This window comes from Vibrio sp. 10N.261.54.A5 (genome assembly GCF_041471145.1).
Taxonomy (GTDB): Bacteria; Pseudomonadota; Gammaproteobacteria; order Enterobacterales; family Vibrionaceae; genus Vibrio; species Vibrio crassostreae_C.
Genome location: NZ_JBFRNU010000057.1, coordinates 26,554 through 48,105, shown reverse-complemented (window position 1 = coordinate 48,105; position 21,552 = coordinate 26,554). Strand labels below are relative to the sequence as shown.

Sequence of the window (21,552 nt, the reverse complement as noted above, 5' to 3'; positions counted from 1 at the left end):
TCTAATGCACCTAATTACCACGCTATGATTTTACCTGTCATTCTAGCCGGCGGCTCCGGAAGTCGTCTCTGGCCACTGTCTCGCGAGCTTTACCCTAAGCAATTTCTCAATATTGCCGGCGACCAGTCAATGCTTCAGCACACACTTCAACGCCTGCAAGGCCTTGAAGAGCACTTGATGGATAGTAAATGCGATGCCCCATTCATTATCTGTAATGAAGAGCATCGCTTTATTACCGCTGAACAAGCTCGATCAGCTAACATTCAACATAGTGGTATTCTGCTAGAGCCAGTCGGTAGAAATACAGCCCCAGCCATTGCGCTTGCCGCCCTAAAGGCTTTAAGTAAACCACCGCTTAATGAACAAAGCGCATCCGACCCTATCTTGTTAGTGCTGGCTGCTGATCATCACATCGCGAAAACCTCTGAATTCCAACAAGCGATTAGTCGTGGTGTTGATTATGCAAAACAAGGCAAACTGGTGACATTCGGTATAACACCTAGCTCCCCAGAGACTGGCTATGGCTATATCAAGCAGGGAGAGCCTCTTTCCTCCAGTGCTCAAACTGATACTAATGGAACAGAGCAGCCAATCAATCACGCCTTCGCCATAGAATGCTTTGTAGAAAAGCCAGACACAGCAACAGCAGAAGAGTACATCCGCTCAGGACAATACTTATGGAACAGTGGCATGTTCATGTTTAAGGCATCACGCTATGTTGAAGAACTCGCCGAACACCACCCTGAGATAGTAGCGGCTTGTAAACTCGCTCTTGCAACGCAAAATACCGACCTCGACTTTATCCGTATAGACGCTGAAGCATTCAAAAGCAGTCCAAGTGATTCAATCGATTACGCCGTGATGGAAAAGACCTCGCACGCCGCGGTGATCCCGATGGATGTCGGCTGGAACGATATTGGCTCATGGTCCGCGATCTGGGATGTAAGCGAAAAAGATCAGCACAATAACGTCATTGAAGGTGATGTGTTAACCGTCGACTCTCAACACAACTACATCCATGCTGAAAATAAGCTGGTTGCGACGGTAGGTGTCGACAACCTGATTATTGTCGAAACCAAAGACGCTATATTGGTTGCAAATAAAGACAAGGTTCAGGGTGTTAAATCGATTGTCAGTCAACTAAATCAAGCGGGTCGCACAGAACATGTGCATTATCGTGAGGTGTTTAGACCTTGGGGTAAATACGATGTTATCGACCTAGGCAAGCGCGACAAAGTTAAACGTATCACCGTTAAACCCGGTCACAAGTTGTCGTTACAAATGCACCACCATAGAGCGGAACATTGGGTAGTCGTGGCGGGTACTGCGAAAGTGACCAACAATGAGAAAACCTATCTGGTTGAAGAAGATCAATCCACTTACATCCCTTTAGGTCATATTCACAGCCTAGAGAACCCAGGGGATCTCCCACTCGAGATGATTGAAGTACAAACAGGCAGTCATTTAAGTGAAGGCGACATCATTCGATATCAAGACAGTTATAGGCGAGACGTGCGCAAGCAACAAGTCCACTCATCAAAGCACAACCAAACGAAATAAAGCAGCGACAAATCGATGAAACCAACATTAGACCTAAACTGCTTTAAGAACAACGATATCCGCGGCGTCATTGGTAAACAAATCAATGAGCCACTCGCCTACCTGCTCGGTAAGGCATTTGGCGAATACGTCCTATCCGCTAAGCCTGAAACCTCACTCGATGGTTTGGCGCAGGTAGTGATTGGTCGTGATAACCGCAAAACCTCCCTGTCATTACAAGAAGCCATGACCAAAGGCTTAATCGAGTCAGGGATTACCGTCATTGATCTAGGTATGACTGGCACTGAAGAGGTCTACTTTGCGACTCGTTACCTAAAAGCGATTGGCGGAATACAAATCACAGCCAGCCACAACCCAATCAATTACAACGGCATGAAAATGGTCGGTGTAGACGCTAGCCCTATCAGTAAAAACAGTGGTTTAGATGAAATCAAACGACGCATTGAAGAACTTAATCAAGAGCTGAACTGCAATTTACCGTTCGTTCATGCACAACCAAGTAACTCTAGTAGATCGAACAGTATTCTTGCTCCGTACGTCGAGCACCTACTCTCGTACATAACCCCATCAAAGCTGTCACCGATGAAGATTGTGGTTAATGCTGGGAACGGTGTTGCAGGACATATCATTGATGCTTTAGATAATAAATTTAACGAACTCGGTGTCCCTATCACCTTCATCAAAGTTCATCATAACCCTGATGGAAACTTCCCAAATGGTATTCCAAACCCTTTGATTAGAGAGAACCAAGCAGCCACTCGAGATGCCGTTTTAGAGCATTCTGCCAACCTTGGAATTGCTTGGGATGGAGACTTCGACCGATGCTTTTTCTTTGATGAGCAAGGCAATTACATCGAGGGTTATTACATTGTAGGGTTGCTTGCTGAAGCATTCTTGGTCAAACAGCCTAACACGACTGTATTGCACGATATGCGCATGATCTGGAACACAATTGAAATCGCAAAAACGCATGGTGGAAAAGCGATTGGAATTAAAGCAGGACACGCACTGATCAAAGAGAAGATGCGTGAAACGAATGCCGTCTATGGGGGCGAAATGAGCGCACACCATTATTTTCGTGATTTTGGATATTGCGATTCAGGCATGATTCCTTGGCTATTGGTTATCGAGCTGATGTCGAAAACTCAACAATCTCTTCACCAATTAACGAGTACTAGTATAGATAGATTCCCCTCTTCCGGGGAGATCAATCGAAGAGTCTCAGACCCAGAGCAGGTCATGGCTTGCGTGTTATCGCACTACCAAGATAATGCCGTTGAGATCGATCACACAGACGGAATCAGCATGAATATGGGCTCATGGCGCTTCAACTTAAGAAAGTCCAATACCGAGCCATTAATACGCCTTAACGTTGAAACCAAACAAGATAAAGCTTTACTGTCACTTAAAGTCGACGAGTTACTGTCTTTTCTCATTTAAGAATACAGACACTTCCAGTTTTCAACTAAGATCCACAAAAAAGCCCTTATTAGCTGTTGCTAACTAAGGGCTTTGAATTTTCAGTAGCTTAATCGCTGACTGTAATTAGTCTATTTGTTACGACGAGCTTCAACAGCGTCTGCCAGCTGGCGAAGTACTGTTTCAGTGTCTTCCCAACCAATACACGCATCAGTAACAGATTGGCCGTACGTTGCAGCTTTGCCCTCAACCAGGTCTTGGCGACCTTCAACAAGATGAGATTCAATCATCACACCAAAGATAGCTTTGTCGCCACCAGAAATTTGTGCGCTTACGTCATCAGATACGTTCATTTGACGCTTAAACTGCTTAGAGCTGTTTGCGTGGCTGAAATCGATCATCACTTTTTGTGGAAGACCAGAAGCTGCTAGCTCTTCTTTAATCTTACCAACGTGTTCTGCGCTGTAATTTGGCTCTTTGCCACCACGTAGGATGATATGACAATCAGGGTTACCTGCTGTTTCAACGATAGCTGAGTGACCGTACTTAGTTACTGATAAGAAGTGGTGAGAAGCGCTAGCAGAGCGAATAGCATCTGTTGCAATCTTGATGTTGCCATCAGTACCATTCTTAAATCCAACTGGGCAAGATAGGCCAGAAGCCAGTTCGCGGTGAACTTGAGATTCTGTAGTACGTGCGCCGATTGCACCCCAGCTGATTAGGTCAGCAACGTATTGAGGCGTGATCATATCTAGGAATTCGCTTGCCGTTGGCATGCCCATGTCAGTTAGGTCCAGCAGTAGCTTACGTCCTAGACGAAGGCCATCATTTAGCTTGAACGTATCGTTCATGTACGGGTCATTTATTAGACCTTTCCAACCAACAGTTGTACGTGGTTTTTCAAAGTAAACACGCATTACGATTTCAAGGTTATCACCAAGTTCGTCGCGCAACACTTTCAAACGTTTACCGTACTCAAGAGCAGCTTCTGTGTCATGAATAGAACATGGGCCGACAATAACAAGCAAGCGATCATCGCTCTCTTCTAAAATATTGTGGATCGCTTTGCGGCTTTCAAAGGTTGTAGAAGAAGCAACTTCTGTCGCTGGAAACTTTTCTAAAACAGCAACAGGGGGTAATAACTCTTTTACTTTGTTAATTCTTACATCATCAGTCTGGAACATTGCTTACTTCTTCCTTTTTTCTATCCTTGAGCTGAATGTACGTTGTCTCACGTCACTTTCTATCAGCACTAATCTTCTTGTTCCCTGTAACTTAACTAGTAAAAACTCTAGTTTCAATCACTAATTAAAAATAAACGCAATTTTTTTTGTGCTTTATATTTAAAACACCCTGTATACCATTATTTACACGCTATCGATTGCGTATTTTATAGCAAGGTAAGAAGAGCCATTCTTCAAGCTACATCATGCATGTAAAATTGTGTCGAACTCAAAAACAAAAAAGCTCACGTGATCAGCGTGAGCTTTTATTTAATTACATTCTTTTCAATGGCTTGACGACACTATCAAGCCCTTCAATTTTCAGAGCAAGGCACAGTTTCAATAAATCGCCGAGTTCACCAGACGGGAACCCCTTTTTATCAAACCACAGCAAATATTCTTCAGGTAAGTCAATCAGTGTACGACCCGCGTACTTTCCAAATGGCATCTGCATTCGAGCCAACTTAATCAGGTTCTCTTTCTCTAGCATTATTCGGTCTTTACTATGCGTCATCTATGTTGTGTAGAGTATCACCTAAACGTTCAACCCAATAGTTGATCGCGTCTTTGGCATCATCCAGCGAATCAATCATGGTTGAAAAATCTTTGTTACCCGCTTCACGGTCGATGGCTGCAAACAGTGGTGTGCCCTCTTGAGCATCACTGACCAATAACTCTACACTCGCACTCCCAACATTGGTGTGCTCACCAGTCGTGACCTTAGATATGGTTGACATCGCAAGGCCAAACGGCAGAACGCTGCTCGTTACAGCTAAGATCGGATTGGGCGTTTCAACGTTACTCAGAGCGATACTCAAGCGGAGCGTTTTTCCTGTCGGTTCATCGACAATCGTTTTATGAGGCGATATTTTATCTTCCAAGCGCGCAACCATGTGCTCAGTGAGTTCCTGAATCTCTTCCTGATCCAACGAACCTTCTTCTGCTAAAACAAAAATTTGGTCGATCACTACAGAATCGTAGTCATCTAACTTGGATTTCAAACGCTGAGCGTCACGTAGCCCAACCCTTGCCCAAACCAAGTCGACGCCTCCGTCAGGCCCAGCCTGAAAATCTTCGTAGCTGGTAAATTTAGTAGCGGTTCTAATTGGGCCGCCTGCACAACCAAGCAAGAAAATGCTGGTTGCAACAAGCAAAAGGACTTTTAAAGGGTTCATAACGCACTTAGTCAAAATTAAGGAATCTAATTAAGTATGACATACCCTATGTGAAAAGGTTGTAGAAAAAGGGGGTTAAAAATCAGAGCTAACTCTAAAATTAATCATGTTGAACAGTGTGTGCATACTCTACAATTACCTGATTTCCTTCAATATAAGCATTTTGGATCTCACCATCAACACTCATTCTACTTTTCAGGTAGACCACTTTAGGCCCCGATTCATTGCCCTCTTTTAGCGAGGGGAATACATTCCTTGGTTCCAAATGAAGTAAACGACAAAAATGACTAATGAAAGACATGGTTAATGGCGTCTCCCCTCTTAGCACTCTTGAGAAATCAAGCTGGTTCATGCCTAGCTTTTTTGAAAACTCCATCTGCGTAATTCGCATTCTCGATTTTTGTGACATCCACGTTTGATACAACGCGTCTCTGTCTAGTTCTGTGAATTCCATACCGGCTCCTTTATATAATTCATACCAATCAATTGTCCGGTTTTTCATACATGGCGTGTCAGGGTTCGGTTAGTGGAAACCAAAGGTTTGGTTTTGATATGTGCACAATTGTTGTACAGAGCGAAGCGAAACAACCCAAAGTCATTCACTAAAACGATTAGAGCAAATGCTTTCTTTATTTATATCAATAATTTATACGTTAACGAACTAAACATATAGCAAGTTAATTTGTATCAAGAATTAAAAGTTCGAGATTGGCATTCCACATTTCAATCGATTGATTCGCATTTATAAAACTGGTTGGCTACATTTCGATTGCTCAAACGCACTTCTGGCAAACTATTTGAAAGAATAGGACGCAAAGCCACCGGTCTGTCGACAAATATTCTGTCTATGATAGCGGGGCCGCCACTTAATAGAATTTAAGTGTAAATGCATGCCGGGGTGTTCTCTTTTTTGTCGGCCAAATACAGTAAGGACAAATAATGAAACAACTCCAAAAAAAATCACTCATCGCGCTATCGCTTCTTAGCGTAAGCGGTGCAAGCTTCGGTCACGGTTATGTCTCGGCATACAACAATGGCGTAGCTGAGAGCCGTGTTGCCCTATGTAAGTTCCCTGCGAGTGATACGCAAGAGAAAAACACCAACTGTGGTGGTATCCAATACGAACCACAAAGTGTAGAAGGCCCTGAAGGCTTCCCAGAAGTTGGCCCTGCTGATGGGAAAATCGCCAGTGCGCAATCTTCTTTAGCAGCAGCACTAGACGAACAAAAGGCAGACCGCTGGGTTAAACGCCCTATCAAGTCTGGTTCTCAATACTTCGAGTGGACATTCACAGCTAACCACAAGACTCGCGATTGGAAATATTACATTACTCAACCCGACTGGAATCCAAACCAGCCGTTGGCTCGCAGCTCTTTTGACTTAACGCCATTCTGTGTTGTTGAAGGCAATATGGAACAGCCACCGATGCAAGTCAGTCACTTGTGTAATGTGCCAGAGCGTGAAGGTTATCAAGTGATCCTTGCCGTATGGGATGTAGGTGACACTGCAGCGGCTTTCTACAACGTTATCGACGTGAAATTTGATGGTGACGGCCCTATCATTCCTGATTGGGATCAAGGTGGTCAAATCAACCCGACACAAGACCTGAATGTTGGTGACGCTGTTTATACGCGTGTATTCGACCAGTCTGGTGAGAACGCTTCATACAGCACTGAGCTTGTGATTGAAACTTCTGAACAAGGCAAAGCCAATAACTGGTCTTACGCGCTTGCTTCTAAGATCAACCAAGAGCAGACGCAAATCAAAGCAGGTCAATTGAATGACCAAGGCGATTTCGCACCCGTTTACGGCACGAATCCTGTTTATCTAAAAGCAGGCTCTGGCTTTAACAGTGTCGAAATCGGCTACAAGATTGATACTCCAGAACCCGAGCATGATCTTGAAGTCTCGGGCTTAGAATCAGAGTACATTATCGATGAGAGCCAACCTACTCAGCTTGATCTTACGTTAGCGGCAACAGGCGATATCCAAGCTGAGCTTACCGTGTACAACCATCACCGTGAAGCACTTGCATCTCAGAAATCGGATCTAACAGACGGACAAGTTGAAGATGTTCAACTGACTCTTTCTAAGTCTGAAGCTGGCCACCACATGCTTGTGGTTGTGACGAAAGATGACCAAGGTAACTTAGTGGATCAGAACACGCTTGATTTTCATCTAATGGACGAGCAAACGCCGCCACCAGCGGGCGATTACGACTTTGTGTTCCCAGAAAGCATTGAATCTTACACTGCAGGAACAAAGGTTCTGAGCAGCGATGGTGGTGTTTATCAGTGTAAAGAGTTCCCATACTCAGGTTACTGTGTTCAATGGGCTCCAACAGCAACTCAGTACGAACCAGGTGTAGGTTCACACTGGCAAGATGCTTGGAACAAAGTGGACTAATTGTTAGCGAGTTACTTATTTTCAAGTATGTGAGCTTGTGTAATTAGCCAAACAAAAGCGGATGCCCAGAGCATCCGTTTTCTTATTCAGCAACAGCAGAAATGCGGTTATCAAAGTAGATAGTGGTCTGCCAACAGAGCCACAAACAAGATCATGAGATGATAGATGGAGAACTTAAAGGTCTTCATGGCCATATTGGGTTCATCACGATATTTCAGTACCCAAGCGTGATAAACAAACCCGCCGTTGAGCACCAATGAAGCGCTCAGATATATCCAGCTGCTCATGCCAACCAATACAGGCAATATACACACGATGCTAAGCAAAAAGGTATACAGAAGAATAGACGTCTTGGTGTATTCGATTCCGTGAGTCACAGGCAACATGGGGATGTTCACTTTGGCATACTCATCACGACGATGAATTGCCAACGCCCAGAAATGAGGAGGCGTCCAAATAAAGATGATCATCACCAACAACCAAGCATTTGAATGCAGCTCGTTGGTGACTGCCGTCCAGCCCAATAACGGTGGCATTGCGCCAGCTATCCCTGCAATTACGATGTTCTGTGGCGTCGCTCGCTTCAAGTACATGGTATAGATGACCGCATAGCCCAATAAACTTGCAAAGGTTAGCCAAGCCGTGAGTTGATTGACCCACACCACTAACGTAGCGAACCCAAATAAGCCGATACCTGCTGCAAAGCTAAACACACGCACACTACTCAGCTCACCGGATGGTAAAGGGCGTCGATTTGTTCGAGTCATCTGGCCGTCGATCTTTTTATCGATCAAATGGTTAAACGCAGCCGCTGAACCTGCCATTAACCCTATCCCAATCATTCCGAACAGAGTTTGTTGCAAAGGCAATCCATTCGGCACGGCCAAACACATCCCAACCAATGCTGTCAGCAACATCAAAGCCACCACTTTAGGCTTAGTCAGCGTTAAATAAACTTTCCAAGTGGCTTTGTTTTTTTCAGCCTTTTCGTTACTTAAAGTTATGTCATTATTGGCTGTTATCTTATGAGTTAAGGCTGCGTCTTGAGCCACCACTTCATACTGTGTTGACGTTCTACTGACCATGATTACCTCCTTGTAATACACTGTTCTTCACCAAGCTCTCACTCGGTTTGCGTTGCCACACCACAAAATTGGTTACAACCATGCTGATGAGCAACATTGCTGCGACTAGGTTATGCAAAACCGCAACTGAGATTGGCAGGTGAAACCATACATTACTGATCCCAAGGCTGATTTGAGTAAACAACACTATTGCGACAATCATGCTCAGCTTTTGGTGAGGCACTTGGCCAAACTTCCATAACTGGTACACGACCATCAGCACCGTTAATGTCGCCACAATAGCCCCGAACCTGTGCATGACATGTATGGTAAGCCTCGCGGGATACTCCAACACACCAAACTCATAGTTATCGTGTCCGTGTTGAGCAAAATCGAACGCATTTTTGAAATCGAGGTAGCTCATCCAGTTACCTTCACAAATAGGCAATTGGGTACACACCAAAGCGGCATAGTTTGACGATGTCCAACCACCAAGCAGTATCTGCCCAACCACAATGAGTAACCCAAACAACGCCCAAAATTTAAGTGTTGGAGAATAAGAAGCCTCGCCAAAACGGCTTTGGAATTGAGACAAACGGCAGTAGAGCAGACACAACAGTGACAGCAACGTGAACCCCCCCATCAAATGCGCCATAACCACAACGGGCATCAACTTAAGAGTCACCGTCCACATTCCAAGCAAAGCCTGAAAAATCACAGTGGCAGAGATAAGTAATGGAAGACCAACTGGTGTGATGTTCTTTTTAATACACCAAGCTACAACGACAAAGATAAGCAACCCTAATGTTCCTGCAAAGTAGCGATGGATCATCTCTATCCACGCTTTGTCTGCTTCAAGAGCTCGCTCTGGAAATTGCAGATTGGCTTGACTCACCGCTTGGGCATCAGACGGAACGGTGATCTTACCGTAACAACCCGGCCAGTCAGGACAGCCAAGGCCAGCATCAGACAGGCGTGTATAAGCTCCGAGAACAATCACGGTAAGGGTTAACAAGATAGTTAATCTCATCACAAGCATCAGTAAATCAGGGGCTTTATTCTGCATCACTTATCTCCCTATACTTATTCCCTTTCGCTGCTTAAGCTCAAGCATTTGCGCCATCAACTACCCAACTCGTGACAGCTTAAGTAGCTTTCTTAAATCATGAATCATACCTTTGGATTGCCCGACTAACTGCGACGGTTCCGACACGCTTTTGTACTCCATAACCAACTGTCCTAGCGGGTCAATAATGACAATGGAAGCCGGCGAAAACTCGGTGCTTAACTGATCACCACCAGCTAACAAAGATAAATCAGGCTTGTTGAGCGAACCCGACAACGAGTTACCTTCTGAGACGAAAACAACGGCGGTCACTCGCTCTTTGTTTTTCCCTAACGCTAAGTAGCTTTGATTCAAATAATGAAGCTGTTGTTCACACAAGCTTTCGCACTCCATCGGTGCGATATACCCCACAACCCAACCCTCTCCTGCCATGGGTACCGTTACGCCAAAATCCGCTAGTGTAATTCTTGGTTCTACCAATTCGCCTGAGTTAGTGACACCTGACGTATACCAATTCTGATCCAACACAGTTTTGGCGATAATGGCTGGCAAAGCGAAAATTAAAACGAGTCCGATTAATACCAAGCGTCCTTTAGTACGACGGCTTCTGAGCTCAGCCATGTTTGCCTCGGTAATTTCCCTGTTCACTTGTGCTTGAGATTTATCCATCCTTATTCCTCGTGATAGGTGTTGCTTTTAGGTACCGATAGCCAATCAACAACATCAAAAACAAAAGTACCGCAGCCATAACAAACCATTGAAATGAGTAACCAAAATGCTTCTCAGACCTCATCGCCGTTGGACGCCATAACATTTCATAGGGCCATGAATCTAAACTCTGAGGTTGGAAGACAAAGGGCAGCACTTCTTGTCCTGTATACTGTGATAACGCTGCTATGTTTAGGTTTTGGATTCTATTCGGTGTCGTATTTTCTAAACCCAACTCATGACTTAAAGGATTAATTGAGCGTGTATACAAGCGCCCTGACATTTTGGTTGGTACAGTGATACTTCCTAATTGCGGTAGTTCTCTTCTGTCATTACTTGCCGGAACAAACCCAAGATCGATCAACAACTGTTTTTCAGCCACTAAGGACTGGTTTCCATCTTCAAAGCGAACCTCACCCAACATGTAAATCACATACCCTACCGTTCCTTGGCTTATCTGGTTGTCTAACAAGAGCATCAAGCCGCTCGTATTGACTAATTCAACATCAGCCTTTAACCCGTTTAGGGTTTGAGGATTTAATGACTCTTGACCAGATAAATCCAGCTCTCGCAACTCAGAAATAACGACACCTAAAGGTTGTGACGAGAGATGTGCTCTCTCAGCTAATTGCTGTTCATAACGTAATTTCTCGTTACCACGATCGAGTTGCCACAAACCTAACTTGATTAAAGCGCCGACTGAAACCACAGTTAAAACAACCGCTATCCAAAAACCTTTACTGCGGAACTTGTGTTCATCATCAATCAATCGGTTTGGAGTTATCACTATGGCGTCATCTACCTTTGTTCTGTTATTTAAAGTCGTCTTGGTCGCTTTGCTGTTTTTTATCGCTTTCAATTTGATGAAAGGCCTAATCCAAATCGCCTCGGGCAAACACAATGGAAAAAGACTCAGTTACTTCTTGGGGCGTCGTGTCATGTGGTCAGCCGTTGTCGTGCTACTTTTATTACTTGCTCTGGGATCAGGAGTGATAACTCCCAACCCTCGCCCCTATTAATCCCCTATAGGCTCAATCGTTAAAGTACATAAACAAACACAAACAGGCCCAACCAAACCACATCAACAAAGTGCCAATACCAACTGCCCGCTTGGAACGCAAAGTGGTCTTTCGGAGTGAAGTGGTCTTTCGCAACCCTTGCCAGCAACACAATCAAAAAGATCGTCCCTAAACAGACATGTAAGCCATGAAACCCAGTCAGCAAAAAGAAGGTATTACCGTAGATGCCAGACTGAAGTGTCAGCCCCATCTCTTGATAAGCGTGAAGATACTCTTCAACTTGGAAGAACAGGAAGAAGCCAGCCAGAACAATGGTTATCTCCAACCACACGATCAAAGCCATACGCTTATTTTGTTCAAGACTGATATGTGCCATGTGCAGCGTCACAGAGGAAAGCAGCAGAATAATGGTGTTGTTAAGCGGGATACCTTGCCAAGGCATGGCTTGTGTCGTTACGCCATCAGGGGTCGTCGTTAGTGGCCAAATTGATTGGAACATCGGCCACAATACTTCATGGGTCATTTCATTATTGCCCGCACCACCAATCCAAGGCACAGAAATCATTCGAGCATAGAAAAGCGCGCCAAAGAAAGCGCCAAAGAACATGATTTCGGAAAAGATGAACCAACTCATTCCTTGTCTAAAAGAACGAGAAATCTGCTCAGAATAGAGACCACTCAATGATTCTGTGATCACATTGCTAAACCAACCTGCGAGCATGTAAAGCAGCACAGCAAACCCGACTAACAACACCGCTTTGCCAAACACACCACCTGCGGCGTCGGTACCCATGTTTTGCACCGTCAAGCCAGCGCCAACCGCGACCAAAAACAGTGCTACAGCACCCACCAATGGCCAGTGGCTTTGATGTGGAACGAAATAAACTTCCTTTTTAGAACTCATCGCTCAACTCCTTATGTTGATACTGGTTCTGTAAATTCCTAGTTACTTGCGAGTACGTTAGGCTCAGATTTATTGGCCGCAGCACCCACCTCATTCGTGATATTGAATAATGTGTAAGAGAGCGTCAGCGTATGTATCGATTCTGGAATATCTGGCTCAATGTAAAATATCAAACCCATTTCTGCGCTCTTGTGCCCGTCCAATGGCTGCTGATTAAAGCAAAAGCATTCCATCTTATTGAAGTAGGTTGCCCCCATACCTGGAGAAACCGACGGTACAGCTTGGCCAACCAATGAGGCTCCAGAAAGGTTTTTGGCAATGTAGTTAGTTTGAACCACCTCACCAGGATGAACCTCTAACACTCGAACTTCAGGCGAAAACTGCCATGGCATATCTGGCTTGATGTGGGACATGAATTCGACTCGAACCGTACGAGAGTAGTCTGGCTGCATTCCCTGAGGTTGCACCGCTGAAACAGTATTAGTTTTGCCATTGATGCCTAAGGCCTCACACATGACATCGTAGAGCGGCACCAAAGCGAAACCGAAGCAAAACATCGCAACCACGCTCAACACCAAGTAGCCCGTCAGCTTTTTGGTCGATCGCTTATTAGACAGGCGCTTAGGTTGTTTTTTATCTTGATTGGGATCGCTTTGCTTATCACTCATGGTTCTGCCCTCTAATCCACTTTCGGCGGATGGGTAAAGGTGTGGTGAGGCGCAGGGCTTGGTACTGTCCATTCAAGACCTTCAGCTCTATCCCAAGGCTTACTTGGCGCAGGCTCTCCCCCTCTTACGCACTTAATCGCTAGCCATAAGAAAATTAGCTGAGACAACCCAAACGCAAAACCACCAATCGACACGACTTGGTTAACGTCAGCAAACTGAATCGCATAATCAGGAATACGACGCGGCATACCCGCTAACCCTAAAAAGTGCATCGGGAAAAACAGTACATTAACTGAAATCACCGACGTCCAGAAATGCCACAGGCTGAGCTTGTGGTCGTACATATGTCCGGTCCACTTAGGCAGCCAATAATAGGCAGCAGCCATAATCGAGAACACGGCACCGGTTACCAGAACATAATGGAAGTGAGCCACAACAAAATAAGTATCGTGGTATTGGAAATCAGCTGGCACGATAGCGAGCATCAATCCAGATAACCCGCCAATCGTAAACAAAACAATGAAGGCAATCGCAAACAGCATTGGTGTTTCAAAGGTCAAAGCACCCCGCCACATGGTCGCTACCCAGTTGAAGACTTTCACACCGGTCGGCACCGCTATCAACATGGTGCAATACATGAAGAACAGTTCGGCAAATACTGGCATACCCGTGGTGAACATGTGGTGTGCCCAAACCAAGAATGACAACAGTGCGATACTACAGGTCGCATAAACCATCGAGTGATAACCAAACAGGCGCTTACCACTGAATGCAGGGATGATGGCTGAGACAATACCAAAAGATGGCAAGATCATGATGTACACTTCGGGGTGCCCAAAGAACCAGAATATGTGCTGGAACATCACCGGGTCCCCACCACCAGCGGCATCAAAGAAGCTAGTCCCAAAATACTTGTCAGTCAATACCATAGTCACAGCCCCCGCGAGAACGGGCATCACGGCTATCAGCAAGAAAGCGGTAATTAACCATGTCCATACGAACATCGGTAGCTTGAACCAAGTCATACCCGGAGCGCGCATGTTCACTATGGTTACGATGACGTTAATCGCCCCCATGATCGAACTGATCCCCATAATATGAACTGAGAATACGAATAGCGCGGTACTGTCTGGGCCATAAGTTGTCGAGAGTGGCGCGTAGAAGGTCCAACCAAAGCTCGGGCCGCCACCCTCTGTAAACAAAGATCCGATTAAGATTAGAAACGCAAAAGGCAAGATCCAGAAACTGAGGTTGTTCATTCTCGGCAGCGCCATATCTGGTGCACCGATCATCATCGGAATCATCCAGTTAGCCAAACCCGTAAATGCAGGCATTACGGCACCGAATACCATGATTAAACCATGGACTGTAGTCATCTGATTGAAGAAATCTGGCTCAACAAGTTGTAAACCCGGTTGGAACAGCTCCGCACGGATCACCATCGCCATGGCGCCGCCCGTTAAGAACATTGCAAAGCTGAACCACAAATAAAGTGTACCAATGTCTTTATGATTGGTTGAATACAGCCAACGAGCCCAGCCTTTAGGTGCCGCATGTGAATCGTGATCATCAACAGGCAAATCATTATTGCCCAAGGTGCCTTCCACAGAATGGCTCAGTACTTGATCTTCTGCTGGAGCCGATTTCACCGGCTTATTGATTGGTGAACTCATAACTGATCCTTAGCATCATTTTGTGCATCATCCGTTGAGCTTTCAGAACTGCCTTCTTGCTTCGCCTTATAAGCGTTGATATCTGAGGCCTGAACAATATCGCCGGTATCATTACCCCAAGCGTTTCGTTGATAAGTTACTACCGCTGCGATCTCTTTCTCGGTTAACTGATTATCGAATGCTTGCATCGCCGTACCGCCACGACCATAAACAATTGTGTCGATATGAACATCCACATCACCAAGGGCAATAGGACTTCCTTTGATGGCAGGGAATGCTCCAGGAATGCCCTCACCGTTTGCTTGGTGACAAACCGCACATCGAGTTTTGTAAACCTCTTCACCGATGGTATTCAACTCCGCCAAGGAAAGTGACGCATCTAATGCATCTTTTGCGGCTTGTTGTTCGGCTATCGCTAACTCTTTCTGCTCCGCTAGCCATGCGTCAAACTCATCTTCTTCCATGGCATGCACCACGATCGGCATGAAACCATGGGCACGACCACACAACTCTGCACACTGCCCTCGGTAAACACCAGGCTCATCTATCTTAGTCCAAGCCTCATTAATAAAGCCCGGAATGGTATCTTTCTTAACGGCGAATGCTGGCACCCACCATGAGTGAATCACATCATCGGAAGTCATCAAGAAACGGACTTTACGGTCAACAGGCAGTACCAGCGGCTTATCAACTTCTAGCAGGTAATGCGCGCCTTTCACTTCGAGGCCTTCAATCTCTTTGTCACTGGTCGCTAGAAGGCTGAAAAATTCGACGTCTTCACCAAAATAGCTGTAATGCCATTTCCATTGTGACCCGGTGATTTTAACGGTCAGATCTGATTGGGAGGTATCTTCCATCGCTATTAAGGTTTTGGTGGCGGGTATCGCCATAGCGATGAGAATGATGATAGGGATGATGGTCCAAAGAATTTCGACTTTCGTGCTTTCGTGAAAATGGGCAACAACTGCGCCCTTCGATTTCCTGTGCCTCAAAATCGAATAAAACATCACACCAAAAACAACAAAGGCAATCGCACAACAGATGTAGAAGATCAGCATATGAAGTTCATACACCTTACCACTGATCTCAGTGACGCCTTGAGTCATGTTGTAATCACTGCTAGCGTGCACTAAAGGCGATACTAAAAGCACAACAAAACTCTTCAAAAGCCACGCTAGCCTAACCAGTAATCTTTTCAAAAGATCTCTCCTTGTCCTTCCTAATTGGATACTTGCGACCTAAATGTCGTTGCGAACTGGACAACATTCATTGTTATTCCGGCTACACATGAAAAGGCTGAACCTCAATCTACAACTCACATGGAACTAGCCTGTGAGCAGGCTACTGACCTCATATAAACCCAAGAACTAATACGGTTCAAAAGCGTTGGAGGTTTCCATGAAAGATTCAAAAACGGCGAATTTGTTAAATTTTGTTATATTTATGTAAAAGGCTAGTTAGTGATATCCAATTATTCAAGGTAAGTTTACTTACTAAACAGTCAATTATTTGAAGTGGCTTAATCTACGTGCCCTCTTGCCGTTGGAATTTATTTTATATCGAGTTTTACGATTGCCTCCATGGAAATGAGAATCAATATCACTTAAATTAAATCAACGGTAAGTCATACAGACATTAATAGGTTTAGTGATTATGCAAGATGCAATGAATTGGTTAGCGAGAGACCCAGATCCAAGAACTCGTGAAGAACTTCAACACCTCATCGATGAGGGAATGCACGACGAACTTGAAGACCGCTTTACTCAACGATTAGAGTTCGGAACGGCAGGACTTAGAGGCAAAGTTGGATGCGGCCCAAATCGAATGAACCGTTTAGTCATACAGGAAACAGCAACCGGGCTCGGCCACTACTTAATCGAACATATCGCTAATGCGACCATCCGCGGTGTGGTCGTCGGTTATGACGGCCGTTTAGATTCCAAGCAGTTCGCGATTGATACCGCTTCCGTACTCACGGCTTTAGGCATTAAGGTTTATCTAACCTCGAACGTCGCGGCGACCCCTATCGTTGCTTTTGGTATTGAGCACTTCAACGCCGCAGCTGCCGTTGTGGTGACGGCCAGCCACAACCCACCAGAATACAATGGTTTCAAAGTGTACTGGGAGAATGGCGCTCAAATCATTCCTCCTCACGACGCGGGTATTGCCGCTGAAATCGATATCGCATCAACCAAGCCGCTCCCTTTAATGAGCCTAAGTGACGCTGAAACGCAAGGTAAGTTGGTGTGGTTAACTGAAGGCTATTATCAAACGTACCGCGCTGCGATCAATCAGAGCCCATACGTGAGTGACGAGATCGAATCGGCGAACACCACCATCACCTATACCGCAATGCATGGTGTCGGCGCACAAATGGCCGAGGATCTACTTCACGATTCTGGTTTCCATAAGGTGTTCAGCGTCGCCGAGCAAAGAGAGCCCGATGGTAACTTCCCGACCGTCAACTTCCCGAATCCGGAAGAAAAAGGCGCGATGGATCTGGTGGTTAACTTAGCAAAAAGTGTCGATGCCGACATTGCTTGTGCCAACGATCCAGATGCAGACCGATTTGCGGTTGCAGTGAGAACAGATGATGGCTCATACAAAATGCTAACAGGTGACCAAGTCGGCGTGCTATTCGCTCATTATCTACTCTCAAAGCCGCATACCAAAAACCAATTAGTTGGTAACAGTATCGTATCTTCAACATTGCTTGAAAAAGTAGCTCAATCCCACGGGGCGACTTATTTCCAAACGCTGACAGGTTTTAAATGGTTAGCGAATATTGGCATGCAATTGGAAAATGATCAGAACGACTTCTTGTTCGCCTATGAAGAAGCATTAGGCTACACAATTGGTACTCAAGTACGAGACAAAGATGGGCTGTCTGCTATTGTCGTGTTTGCTCAATTGGTTGAGGAGTTAAAGTCTCAAGGTCGAACAGTTTGGGATCTTCTTGCTCAAATTTCATTTGAACATGGGGTTCATACCAACGCTCAGCGAAGTATTGCACTAGACCCAGATTCACCATCGATTGGTTCTAAGCTCCGCTCAGCACAGCCTAAAGCAATCAACGGTGTCGCTATCTCTGTAATTGAAGACCTGCAGTCTTCTTTACGCTTCGTCATTGGAGGCAATACTGAAGCCATTAACCTGCCTGCAAGTGACGTACTCATCTATCATCTCGAAGATGGTTCACGCATTATCGTAAGACCTTCCGGTACTGAGCCAAAAGTTAAGGTCTACTATGAGACGGTGACAAAATTTGAAGGGACAGAAACCTATGAAGACACTCGCCTGCGCGGTGAGAAGTACATGGAGAAACTGATTGAACAGCACCAACAAGAGTTGAATTCATAGCGATTTAGCGCGTTCAACATGTAACGGTTAAACATAAAAATGGACGCTCGAAGCGTCCATTTTTGTCTCAGCGGCTAACCACGAGAAGATGTCTGATTTGATTCGTCTACGAAGTAAAGAAAGAAGACAACATCCAGATAGCTAACACTATGAAAACTCCGCCCATGACTTTCTGTTGATAGGTACGAAACTTCGCGTTTTCTACGAGAGATTTACCAATCGTACCCACTAACGCCACCAGCAAAAAGTTAAACGTTAAGCCGAGAACATTCAGTAATAAACCCAGAACAAGCATCTGCTGACCGGAAGTCGCTTCAATATTCGTCGACACAAACTGAGGCAGAAACATCACGAAAAATACCAAGGCTTTAGGGTTAAGCAGGTTGCTGATCAGCGCTCGTTGATAATAGGCTTTTGCAGCAAAATTATCGTTTAACTCCGGCGCATTACCCTGCTCTGTTCGCAGGCAATCCCAACCCATCTTCAACAAGTACGCGCCGCCTAACAAATGGAGAGCTTTAAGCGCTATTGGGCTCATTGCGATCAACGCTGATACACCCATGGCCGCTAATACTGTCAGAATGATTCCAGAAGTCGCATTACCTAGGCTTGCAAACACGCCGACCTTACGGCCATAGCTCATGCTTGAACTCGCAATCAGTAACATATCAGGGCCAGGTAAAAGAAGAAGTGCAACAACGGCAGTCAGGTAGACAGGTAAAATGGTTAAGTCGATCATGAGGGTCAGCATTGATAAAAACGGAGGCGGATTTTATATCAATTACCAACACCCTTCCAGATGCAATCAGTTGCTCGACGTTTATTTAATCGAATTAAAAACCAACATTAAGCGACAAAGCCAATTTATTAACTAAATAGAAAAGACTAATTAACTTGCTACCCATTCGATCTCAATCAATGTCGTATCGCCACACTTTAGGCGACCAAGGAAGATATCGCCTCGATGTACGGCCCCAACACCTTTTGGCGTACCTGTCATCACAACATCGCCGTCTAGTAAGGTGGTATAAGAAGACAGCTCTTCTAGGATAGTTTTTGGAGAGTAAAGCATCTGCTCAACATGTCCTTTCTGAACACGAACACAGTTAATAAACAACTCTAGGTTTAAGTCTGCAAGGTCTAAGTTATCAATTGGAACAAAGCGACTCAAGACAGCGGAACCATCAAACGCCTTGGCGCGCTCCCAAGGTAGGCCTTTCGCTTTTAAGCTACTTTGTAATTCACGTTTGGTGAGATCTAGTCCTAAACCCACAGCGGAGTACTGGCCATTTTCAACAATAAAACAGATTTCTGCTTCGTAGTGCAGCGCTTCTTGATGAAAAGAAGACAGGGATGACGTAACGCTGGTACTTGGTTTATTGAAAACCACCATAGAGTCTGGGATTGCGTTATTGAGTTCTTCGATGTGATCGACATAGTTACGCCCAACACACAGCACCTTAGTTGGGGTTGCTGTTCGTCTCGAATTCATCAGCTGTTCCTGATCGACAACACTGCTCATAGTTTATCCCTGAACTATTTTTTTTGAGTGGAGAGTTTAACGCATCATAAAATGAGAGTCTTCGACAAGATGGTTACCAATATCTAAATTCTGATCTTTAGCTCAATTCGATGATTTGAAAGCGTTTATACGAAGGTCGCAATAGTGCGAAATCACCATTCAAGACAAAAGCCCAAAACGAAAAAAGCCCTCTCTAACCAAAAGGTTTGAGAGGGCTTAGCATGGTGTCTAGGACAGTATCCTAAAAGGTAAACCTAAGGAGTAAACACTATGCTAAATCAGTCTGCGACTTATAGGTAGTAACGAGCACCAAGTAGCCATTGGTCGTCAGCTTTCTCTTTGTACTCACCAGAACCTTGTAGGTCGAATTGGTAACCAGCGAAGCCTACGAACTGAGATGTGAAGTTGTATTCAGCTTGTAGAGCTGTTGTAGAGAATACTGTTTCGCTCTTCTTATCGTCTTCTACCGCTTCGTAGTTAACGCTTAGGTTAAGGCTGTTAGAAAGCGCGTAAGATGCAAGCAATTCAACTGCAACTGACTCTTCAAGAATCTGGCCGTTACCTGAGTTCATGTAGTTGTTCATTGCGTATACACCAGCAAGGTATAAACCTTCAGCGCCGTATGAACCGTAAGTTGCACTTACTACATGTGAATCAGCAGTTTGTGAACCAGCAAGAGCGTAAGTTACGTCACCTGTGTTGTATGCGTAGTTTGCAGTGAAATCAGCGATCGCGTAGTTCAACGCGATTTGAGCACGGTTGCCGTATTCGTTCGCACCATCAGCTTTGCGACCTTGCCATGCAACAGCTGCGTTTAGAGAACCAGCGTTACCGAAGTCGATAGCGTTGCCGTAGCTAACCATCTCTTCGCCACGACCAGTACCTAGATTACCGTGATCTTCGTAGATGAAGTCATTCGCAAATGCGATTGGCATATCTGCTACACCAGCAACGTTGTAGTAAGGTGCCCATTGAGTACCTACTGCTGCACGACCGTAATCATCGTGAGAAAGGCCAACGTAACCAAGACGAGTTGTGAATGACTGATCACCACCGTCTAGCATGTTTAGCGCCCATTCACCTTTAGCATCAGCAGTAAAGCCGTTACCAAGTTCATGAGTTGCACCGAAGTTGATACGTGGAGAAACAGTTTCTACACCGATGTCGTCGCTGTTAAGGCGGTCATCGCTGTTTACATCACCAACTGCAACTGAAACGTGGCCGCCAACAGAGAATGTTGTGCCGTCTTCGTTGTAAAGTTCTACTGCAACTGCCTGTGTACCAAATACTGCACCAGAAATTGCTAGCGCTAAAAGTTTCTTATTCATTGTCATATCCATTATGTAACTGGGTGAGTTATTCACTAACAACCTCGTGCTTACGGAGAAGTTGTTACCTGCATTTAACAAGTAGGCAAACCCTAATATACGAATGACAAGAAAGTTGCATTAAAATATATAAAATAAAAAAAATCGCACTATAAAAAACAAAAATACCTTTTAAAACAGTTGATTAACACGACAATTGCTGGGATCTCCTTTCATTCTTTGAGATAAATACTTTGATTATTTTTGATTTTATAATCACTAAAAAAGCATTAAAAATCTAAACCCAAGGTAACTCATCAGACCATCGAGAGGCTCGCCTTTGCCTTTGAAACATTTTGTAACACGTAGAGCTCAGCTGAAATATTTAGCTTTGTGAAACAAATCCCAATATGAGCTAGGAAAAATCGTTCAATAGAAAGTTCATTAGAGAAAAACAAAAAAAGGGCAACCAATCAGC

At 44.8% G+C, this 21,552-nt stretch carries 20 protein-coding genes and 1 riboswitch; of the genes, 5 read left to right on the top strand and 15 right to left on the bottom strand.

Annotated elements, in window-relative coordinates:
* Positions 1–24: 24 nt before the first annotated feature.
* On the top strand, positions 25–1,560 hold the full coding sequence (locus AB4329_RS17690; protein WP_372138921.1) for a mannose-1-phosphate guanylyltransferase/mannose-6-phosphate isomerase: 1,536 nt from the start codon (positions 25–27) through the stop codon (positions 1,558–1,560).
* Between the two features lie 15 nt (positions 1,561–1,575).
* Positions 1,576–3,000 carry a phosphomannomutase CpsG gene (locus tag AB4329_RS17685; protein WP_372138919.1) on the top strand — a complete coding sequence of 475 codons (1,425 nt, stop codon included), beginning with the start codon at positions 1,576–1,578 and terminating at the stop codon, positions 2,998–3,000.
* Positions 3,001–3,110: 110 nt separating this feature from the next.
* On the opposite strand, the gene aroG is transcribed toward AB4329_RS17685, so the two are convergent.
* The 4 genes from aroG to AB4329_RS17665 form a co-directional block, all read right to left on the bottom strand.
* Positions 3,111–4,163: a 3-deoxy-7-phosphoheptulonate synthase AroG gene (gene aroG / locus AB4329_RS17680; protein ID WP_017061746.1), complete on the bottom strand. Its 1,053-nt coding sequence runs from the start codon at positions 4,161–4,163 to the stop codon at positions 3,111–3,113.
* 313 nt (positions 4,164–4,476) lie between these two features.
* Positions 4,477–4,692: a DUF3820 family protein gene (locus AB4329_RS17675; RefSeq protein WP_004730103.1), complete on the bottom strand. Its 216-nt coding sequence runs from the start codon at positions 4,690–4,692 to the stop codon at positions 4,477–4,479.
* 13 nt (positions 4,693–4,705) lie between these two features.
* Positions 4,706–5,377: a DUF3313 domain-containing protein gene (locus tag AB4329_RS17670; RefSeq protein WP_102332021.1), complete on the bottom strand. Its 672-nt coding sequence runs from the start codon at positions 5,375–5,377 to the stop codon at positions 4,706–4,708.
* 100 nt (positions 5,378–5,477) lie between these two features.
* A complete protein-coding gene (locus tag AB4329_RS17665; protein ID WP_017061749.1) occupies positions 5,478–5,831 on the bottom strand; it encodes a hypothetical protein in 354 nt (117 codons plus the stop codon).
* Positions 5,832–6,154: 323 nt separating this feature from the next.
* Positions 6,155–6,244: riboswitch (cyclic di-GMP riboswitch) on the top strand.
* A gap of 72 nt (positions 6,245–6,316) precedes the next feature.
* On the opposite strand from AB4329_RS17665, the gene gbpA reads away from it, so the two are divergent.
* Positions 6,317–7,783 (top strand): N-acetylglucosamine-binding protein GbpA, encoded by a 1,467-nt coding sequence (gene gbpA, locus AB4329_RS17660; RefSeq protein WP_372138917.1) that lies wholly within the window; start codon positions 6,317–6,319, stop codon positions 7,781–7,783.
* Positions 7,784–7,893: 110 nt separating this feature from the next.
* On the opposite strand, the gene cyoE is transcribed toward gbpA, so the two are convergent.
* The 4 genes from cyoE to AB4329_RS17640 are packed head-to-tail and all read right to left on the bottom strand — an operon-like array spanning position 7,894 to position 11,522.
* Entirely contained in the window at positions 7,894–8,868 is a 975-nt protein-coding gene (cyoE, locus tag AB4329_RS17655) for a heme o synthase (protein ID WP_017066082.1), read from the bottom strand.
* Positions 8,858–9,913: a heme A synthase gene (locus tag AB4329_RS17650; protein ID WP_136973807.1), complete on the bottom strand. Its 1,056-nt coding sequence runs from the start codon at positions 9,911–9,913 to the stop codon at positions 8,858–8,860. Before AB4329_RS17650 ends, cyoE begins: the two co-directional genes overlap by 11 nt.
* Positions 9,914–9,973: 60 nt before the next feature.
* A complete protein-coding gene (locus tag AB4329_RS17645; protein WP_017061753.1) occupies positions 9,974–10,582 on the bottom strand; it encodes a hypothetical protein in 609 nt (202 codons plus the stop codon).
* Positions 10,575–11,522: an SURF1 family protein gene (locus AB4329_RS17640; protein ID WP_083190249.1), complete on the bottom strand. Its 948-nt coding sequence runs from the start codon at positions 11,520–11,522 to the stop codon at positions 10,575–10,577. The genes AB4329_RS17645 and AB4329_RS17640 overlap by 8 nt, the downstream gene beginning before the upstream one ends.
* Here AB4329_RS17640 and AB4329_RS17635 point away from each other — a divergent pair.
* A complete protein-coding gene (locus tag AB4329_RS17635) occupies positions 11,410–11,640 on the top strand; it encodes a DUF2909 family protein (RefSeq protein WP_017066085.1) in 231 nt (76 codons plus the stop codon). The genes AB4329_RS17640 and AB4329_RS17635 overlap by 113 nt on opposite strands.
* Positions 11,641–11,659: 19 nt before the next feature.
* Here AB4329_RS17635 and AB4329_RS17630 read toward each other — a convergent pair whose 3' ends face one another.
* Genes AB4329_RS17630 through coxB form a run of 4 tightly spaced genes read right to left on the bottom strand, consistent with a single transcriptional unit; the run spans position 11,660 to position 16,084 of the window.
* Entirely contained in the window at positions 11,660–12,544 is an 885-nt protein-coding gene (locus AB4329_RS17630; RefSeq protein ID WP_372138915.1) for a cytochrome c oxidase subunit 3, read from the bottom strand.
* Between the two features lie 38 nt (positions 12,545–12,582).
* Positions 12,583–13,212: a cytochrome c oxidase assembly protein gene (locus AB4329_RS17625; protein ID WP_017064839.1), complete on the bottom strand. Its 630-nt coding sequence runs from the start codon at positions 13,210–13,212 to the stop codon at positions 12,583–12,585.
* Between the two features lie 11 nt (positions 13,213–13,223).
* Positions 13,224–14,885: a cytochrome c oxidase subunit I gene (gene ctaD / locus AB4329_RS17620; protein ID WP_048612910.1), complete on the bottom strand. Its 1,662-nt coding sequence runs from the start codon at positions 14,883–14,885 to the stop codon at positions 13,224–13,226.
* Positions 14,882–16,084 (bottom strand): cytochrome c oxidase subunit II, encoded by a 1,203-nt coding sequence (coxB, locus tag AB4329_RS17615; RefSeq protein ID WP_372138913.1) that lies wholly within the window; start codon positions 16,082–16,084, stop codon positions 14,882–14,884. The genes ctaD and coxB overlap by 4 nt, the downstream gene beginning before the upstream one ends.
* A 454-nt stretch (positions 16,085–16,538) precedes the next feature.
* On the opposite strand from coxB, the gene AB4329_RS17610 reads away from it, so the two are divergent.
* Positions 16,539–18,245 carry a phospho-sugar mutase gene (locus tag AB4329_RS17610; RefSeq protein ID WP_136982406.1) on the top strand — a complete coding sequence of 569 codons (1,707 nt, stop codon included), beginning with the start codon at positions 16,539–16,541 and terminating at the stop codon, positions 18,243–18,245.
* A gap of 106 nt (positions 18,246–18,351) precedes the next feature.
* Here AB4329_RS17610 and AB4329_RS17605 read toward each other — a convergent pair whose 3' ends face one another.
* From AB4329_RS17605 to AB4329_RS17595, 3 genes are all read right to left on the bottom strand, one after another.
* Entirely contained in the window at positions 18,352–18,984 is a 633-nt protein-coding gene (locus AB4329_RS17605; RefSeq protein WP_017064843.1) for a LysE family translocator, read from the bottom strand.
* Positions 18,985–19,134: 150 nt separating this feature from the next.
* Positions 19,135–19,767 (bottom strand): fumarylacetoacetate hydrolase family protein, encoded by a 633-nt coding sequence (locus AB4329_RS17600; protein ID WP_017061760.1) that lies wholly within the window; start codon positions 19,765–19,767, stop codon positions 19,135–19,137.
* Between the two features lie 290 nt (positions 19,768–20,057).
* A complete protein-coding gene (locus AB4329_RS17595) occupies positions 20,058–21,095 on the bottom strand; it encodes a porin (protein WP_017061761.1) in 1,038 nt (345 codons plus the stop codon).
* Positions 21,096–21,552: the final 457 nt, after the last annotated feature.

What these genes read in the sequence shown, in the direction of transcription:
- AB4329_RS17690 (WP_372138921.1), top strand. Translation starts at nt 25, where the DNA reads ATGATTTTACCTGTCATTCTAGCCGGCGGCTCCGGAAGTCGTCTCTGG.
- AB4329_RS17685 (WP_372138919.1), top strand. Translation starts at nt 1,576, where the DNA reads ATGAAACCAACATTAGACCTAAACTGCTTTAAGAACAACGATATCCGC.
- aroG (WP_017061746.1), bottom strand. Translation starts at nt 4,163, where the DNA reads ATGTTCCAGACTGATGATGTAAGAATTAACAAAGTAAAAGAGTTATTA.
- AB4329_RS17675 (WP_004730103.1), bottom strand. Translation starts at nt 4,692, where the DNA reads ATGCTAGAGAAAGAGAACCTGATTAAGTTGGCTCGAATGCAGATGCCA.
- AB4329_RS17670 (WP_102332021.1), bottom strand. Translation starts at nt 5,377, where the DNA reads ATGAACCCTTTAAAAGTCCTTTTGCTTGTTGCAACCAGCATTTTCTTG.
- AB4329_RS17665 (WP_017061749.1), bottom strand. Translation starts at nt 5,831, where the DNA reads ATGGAATTCACAGAACTAGACAGAGACGCGTTGTATCAAACGTGGATG.
- gbpA (WP_372138917.1), top strand. Translation starts at nt 6,317, where the DNA reads ATGAAACAACTCCAAAAAAAATCACTCATCGCGCTATCGCTTCTTAGC.
- cyoE (WP_017066082.1), bottom strand. Translation starts at nt 8,868, where the DNA reads ATGGTCAGTAGAACGTCAACACAGTATGAAGTGGTGGCTCAAGACGCA.
- AB4329_RS17650 (WP_136973807.1), bottom strand. Translation starts at nt 9,913, where the DNA reads ATGCAGAATAAAGCCCCTGATTTACTGATGCTTGTGATGAGATTAACT.
- AB4329_RS17645 (WP_017061753.1), bottom strand. Translation starts at nt 10,582, where the DNA reads ATGGATAAATCTCAAGCACAAGTGAACAGGGAAATTACCGAGGCAAAC.
- AB4329_RS17635 (WP_017066085.1), top strand. Translation starts at nt 11,410, where the DNA reads ATGGCGTCATCTACCTTTGTTCTGTTATTTAAAGTCGTCTTGGTCGCT.
- AB4329_RS17630 (WP_372138915.1), bottom strand. Translation starts at nt 12,544, where the DNA reads ATGAGTTCTAAAAAGGAAGTTTATTTCGTTCCACATCAAAGCCACTGG.
- AB4329_RS17625 (WP_017064839.1), bottom strand. Translation starts at nt 13,212, where the DNA reads ATGAGTGATAAGCAAAGCGATCCCAATCAAGATAAAAAACAACCTAAG.
- ctaD (WP_048612910.1), bottom strand. Translation starts at nt 14,885, where the DNA reads ATGAGTTCACCAATCAATAAGCCGGTGAAATCGGCTCCAGCAGAAGAT.
- AB4329_RS17610 (WP_136982406.1), top strand. Translation starts at nt 16,539, where the DNA reads ATGCAAGATGCAATGAATTGGTTAGCGAGAGACCCAGATCCAAGAACT.
- AB4329_RS17605 (WP_017064843.1), bottom strand. Translation starts at nt 18,984, where the DNA reads ATGATCGACTTAACCATTTTACCTGTCTACCTGACTGCCGTTGTTGCA.
- AB4329_RS17600 (WP_017061760.1), bottom strand. Translation starts at nt 19,767, where the DNA reads ATGAGCAGTGTTGTCGATCAGGAACAGCTGATGAATTCGAGACGAACA.
- AB4329_RS17595 (WP_017061761.1), bottom strand. Translation starts at nt 21,095, where the DNA reads ATGAATAAGAAACTTTTAGCGCTAGCAATTTCTGGTGCAGTATTTGGT.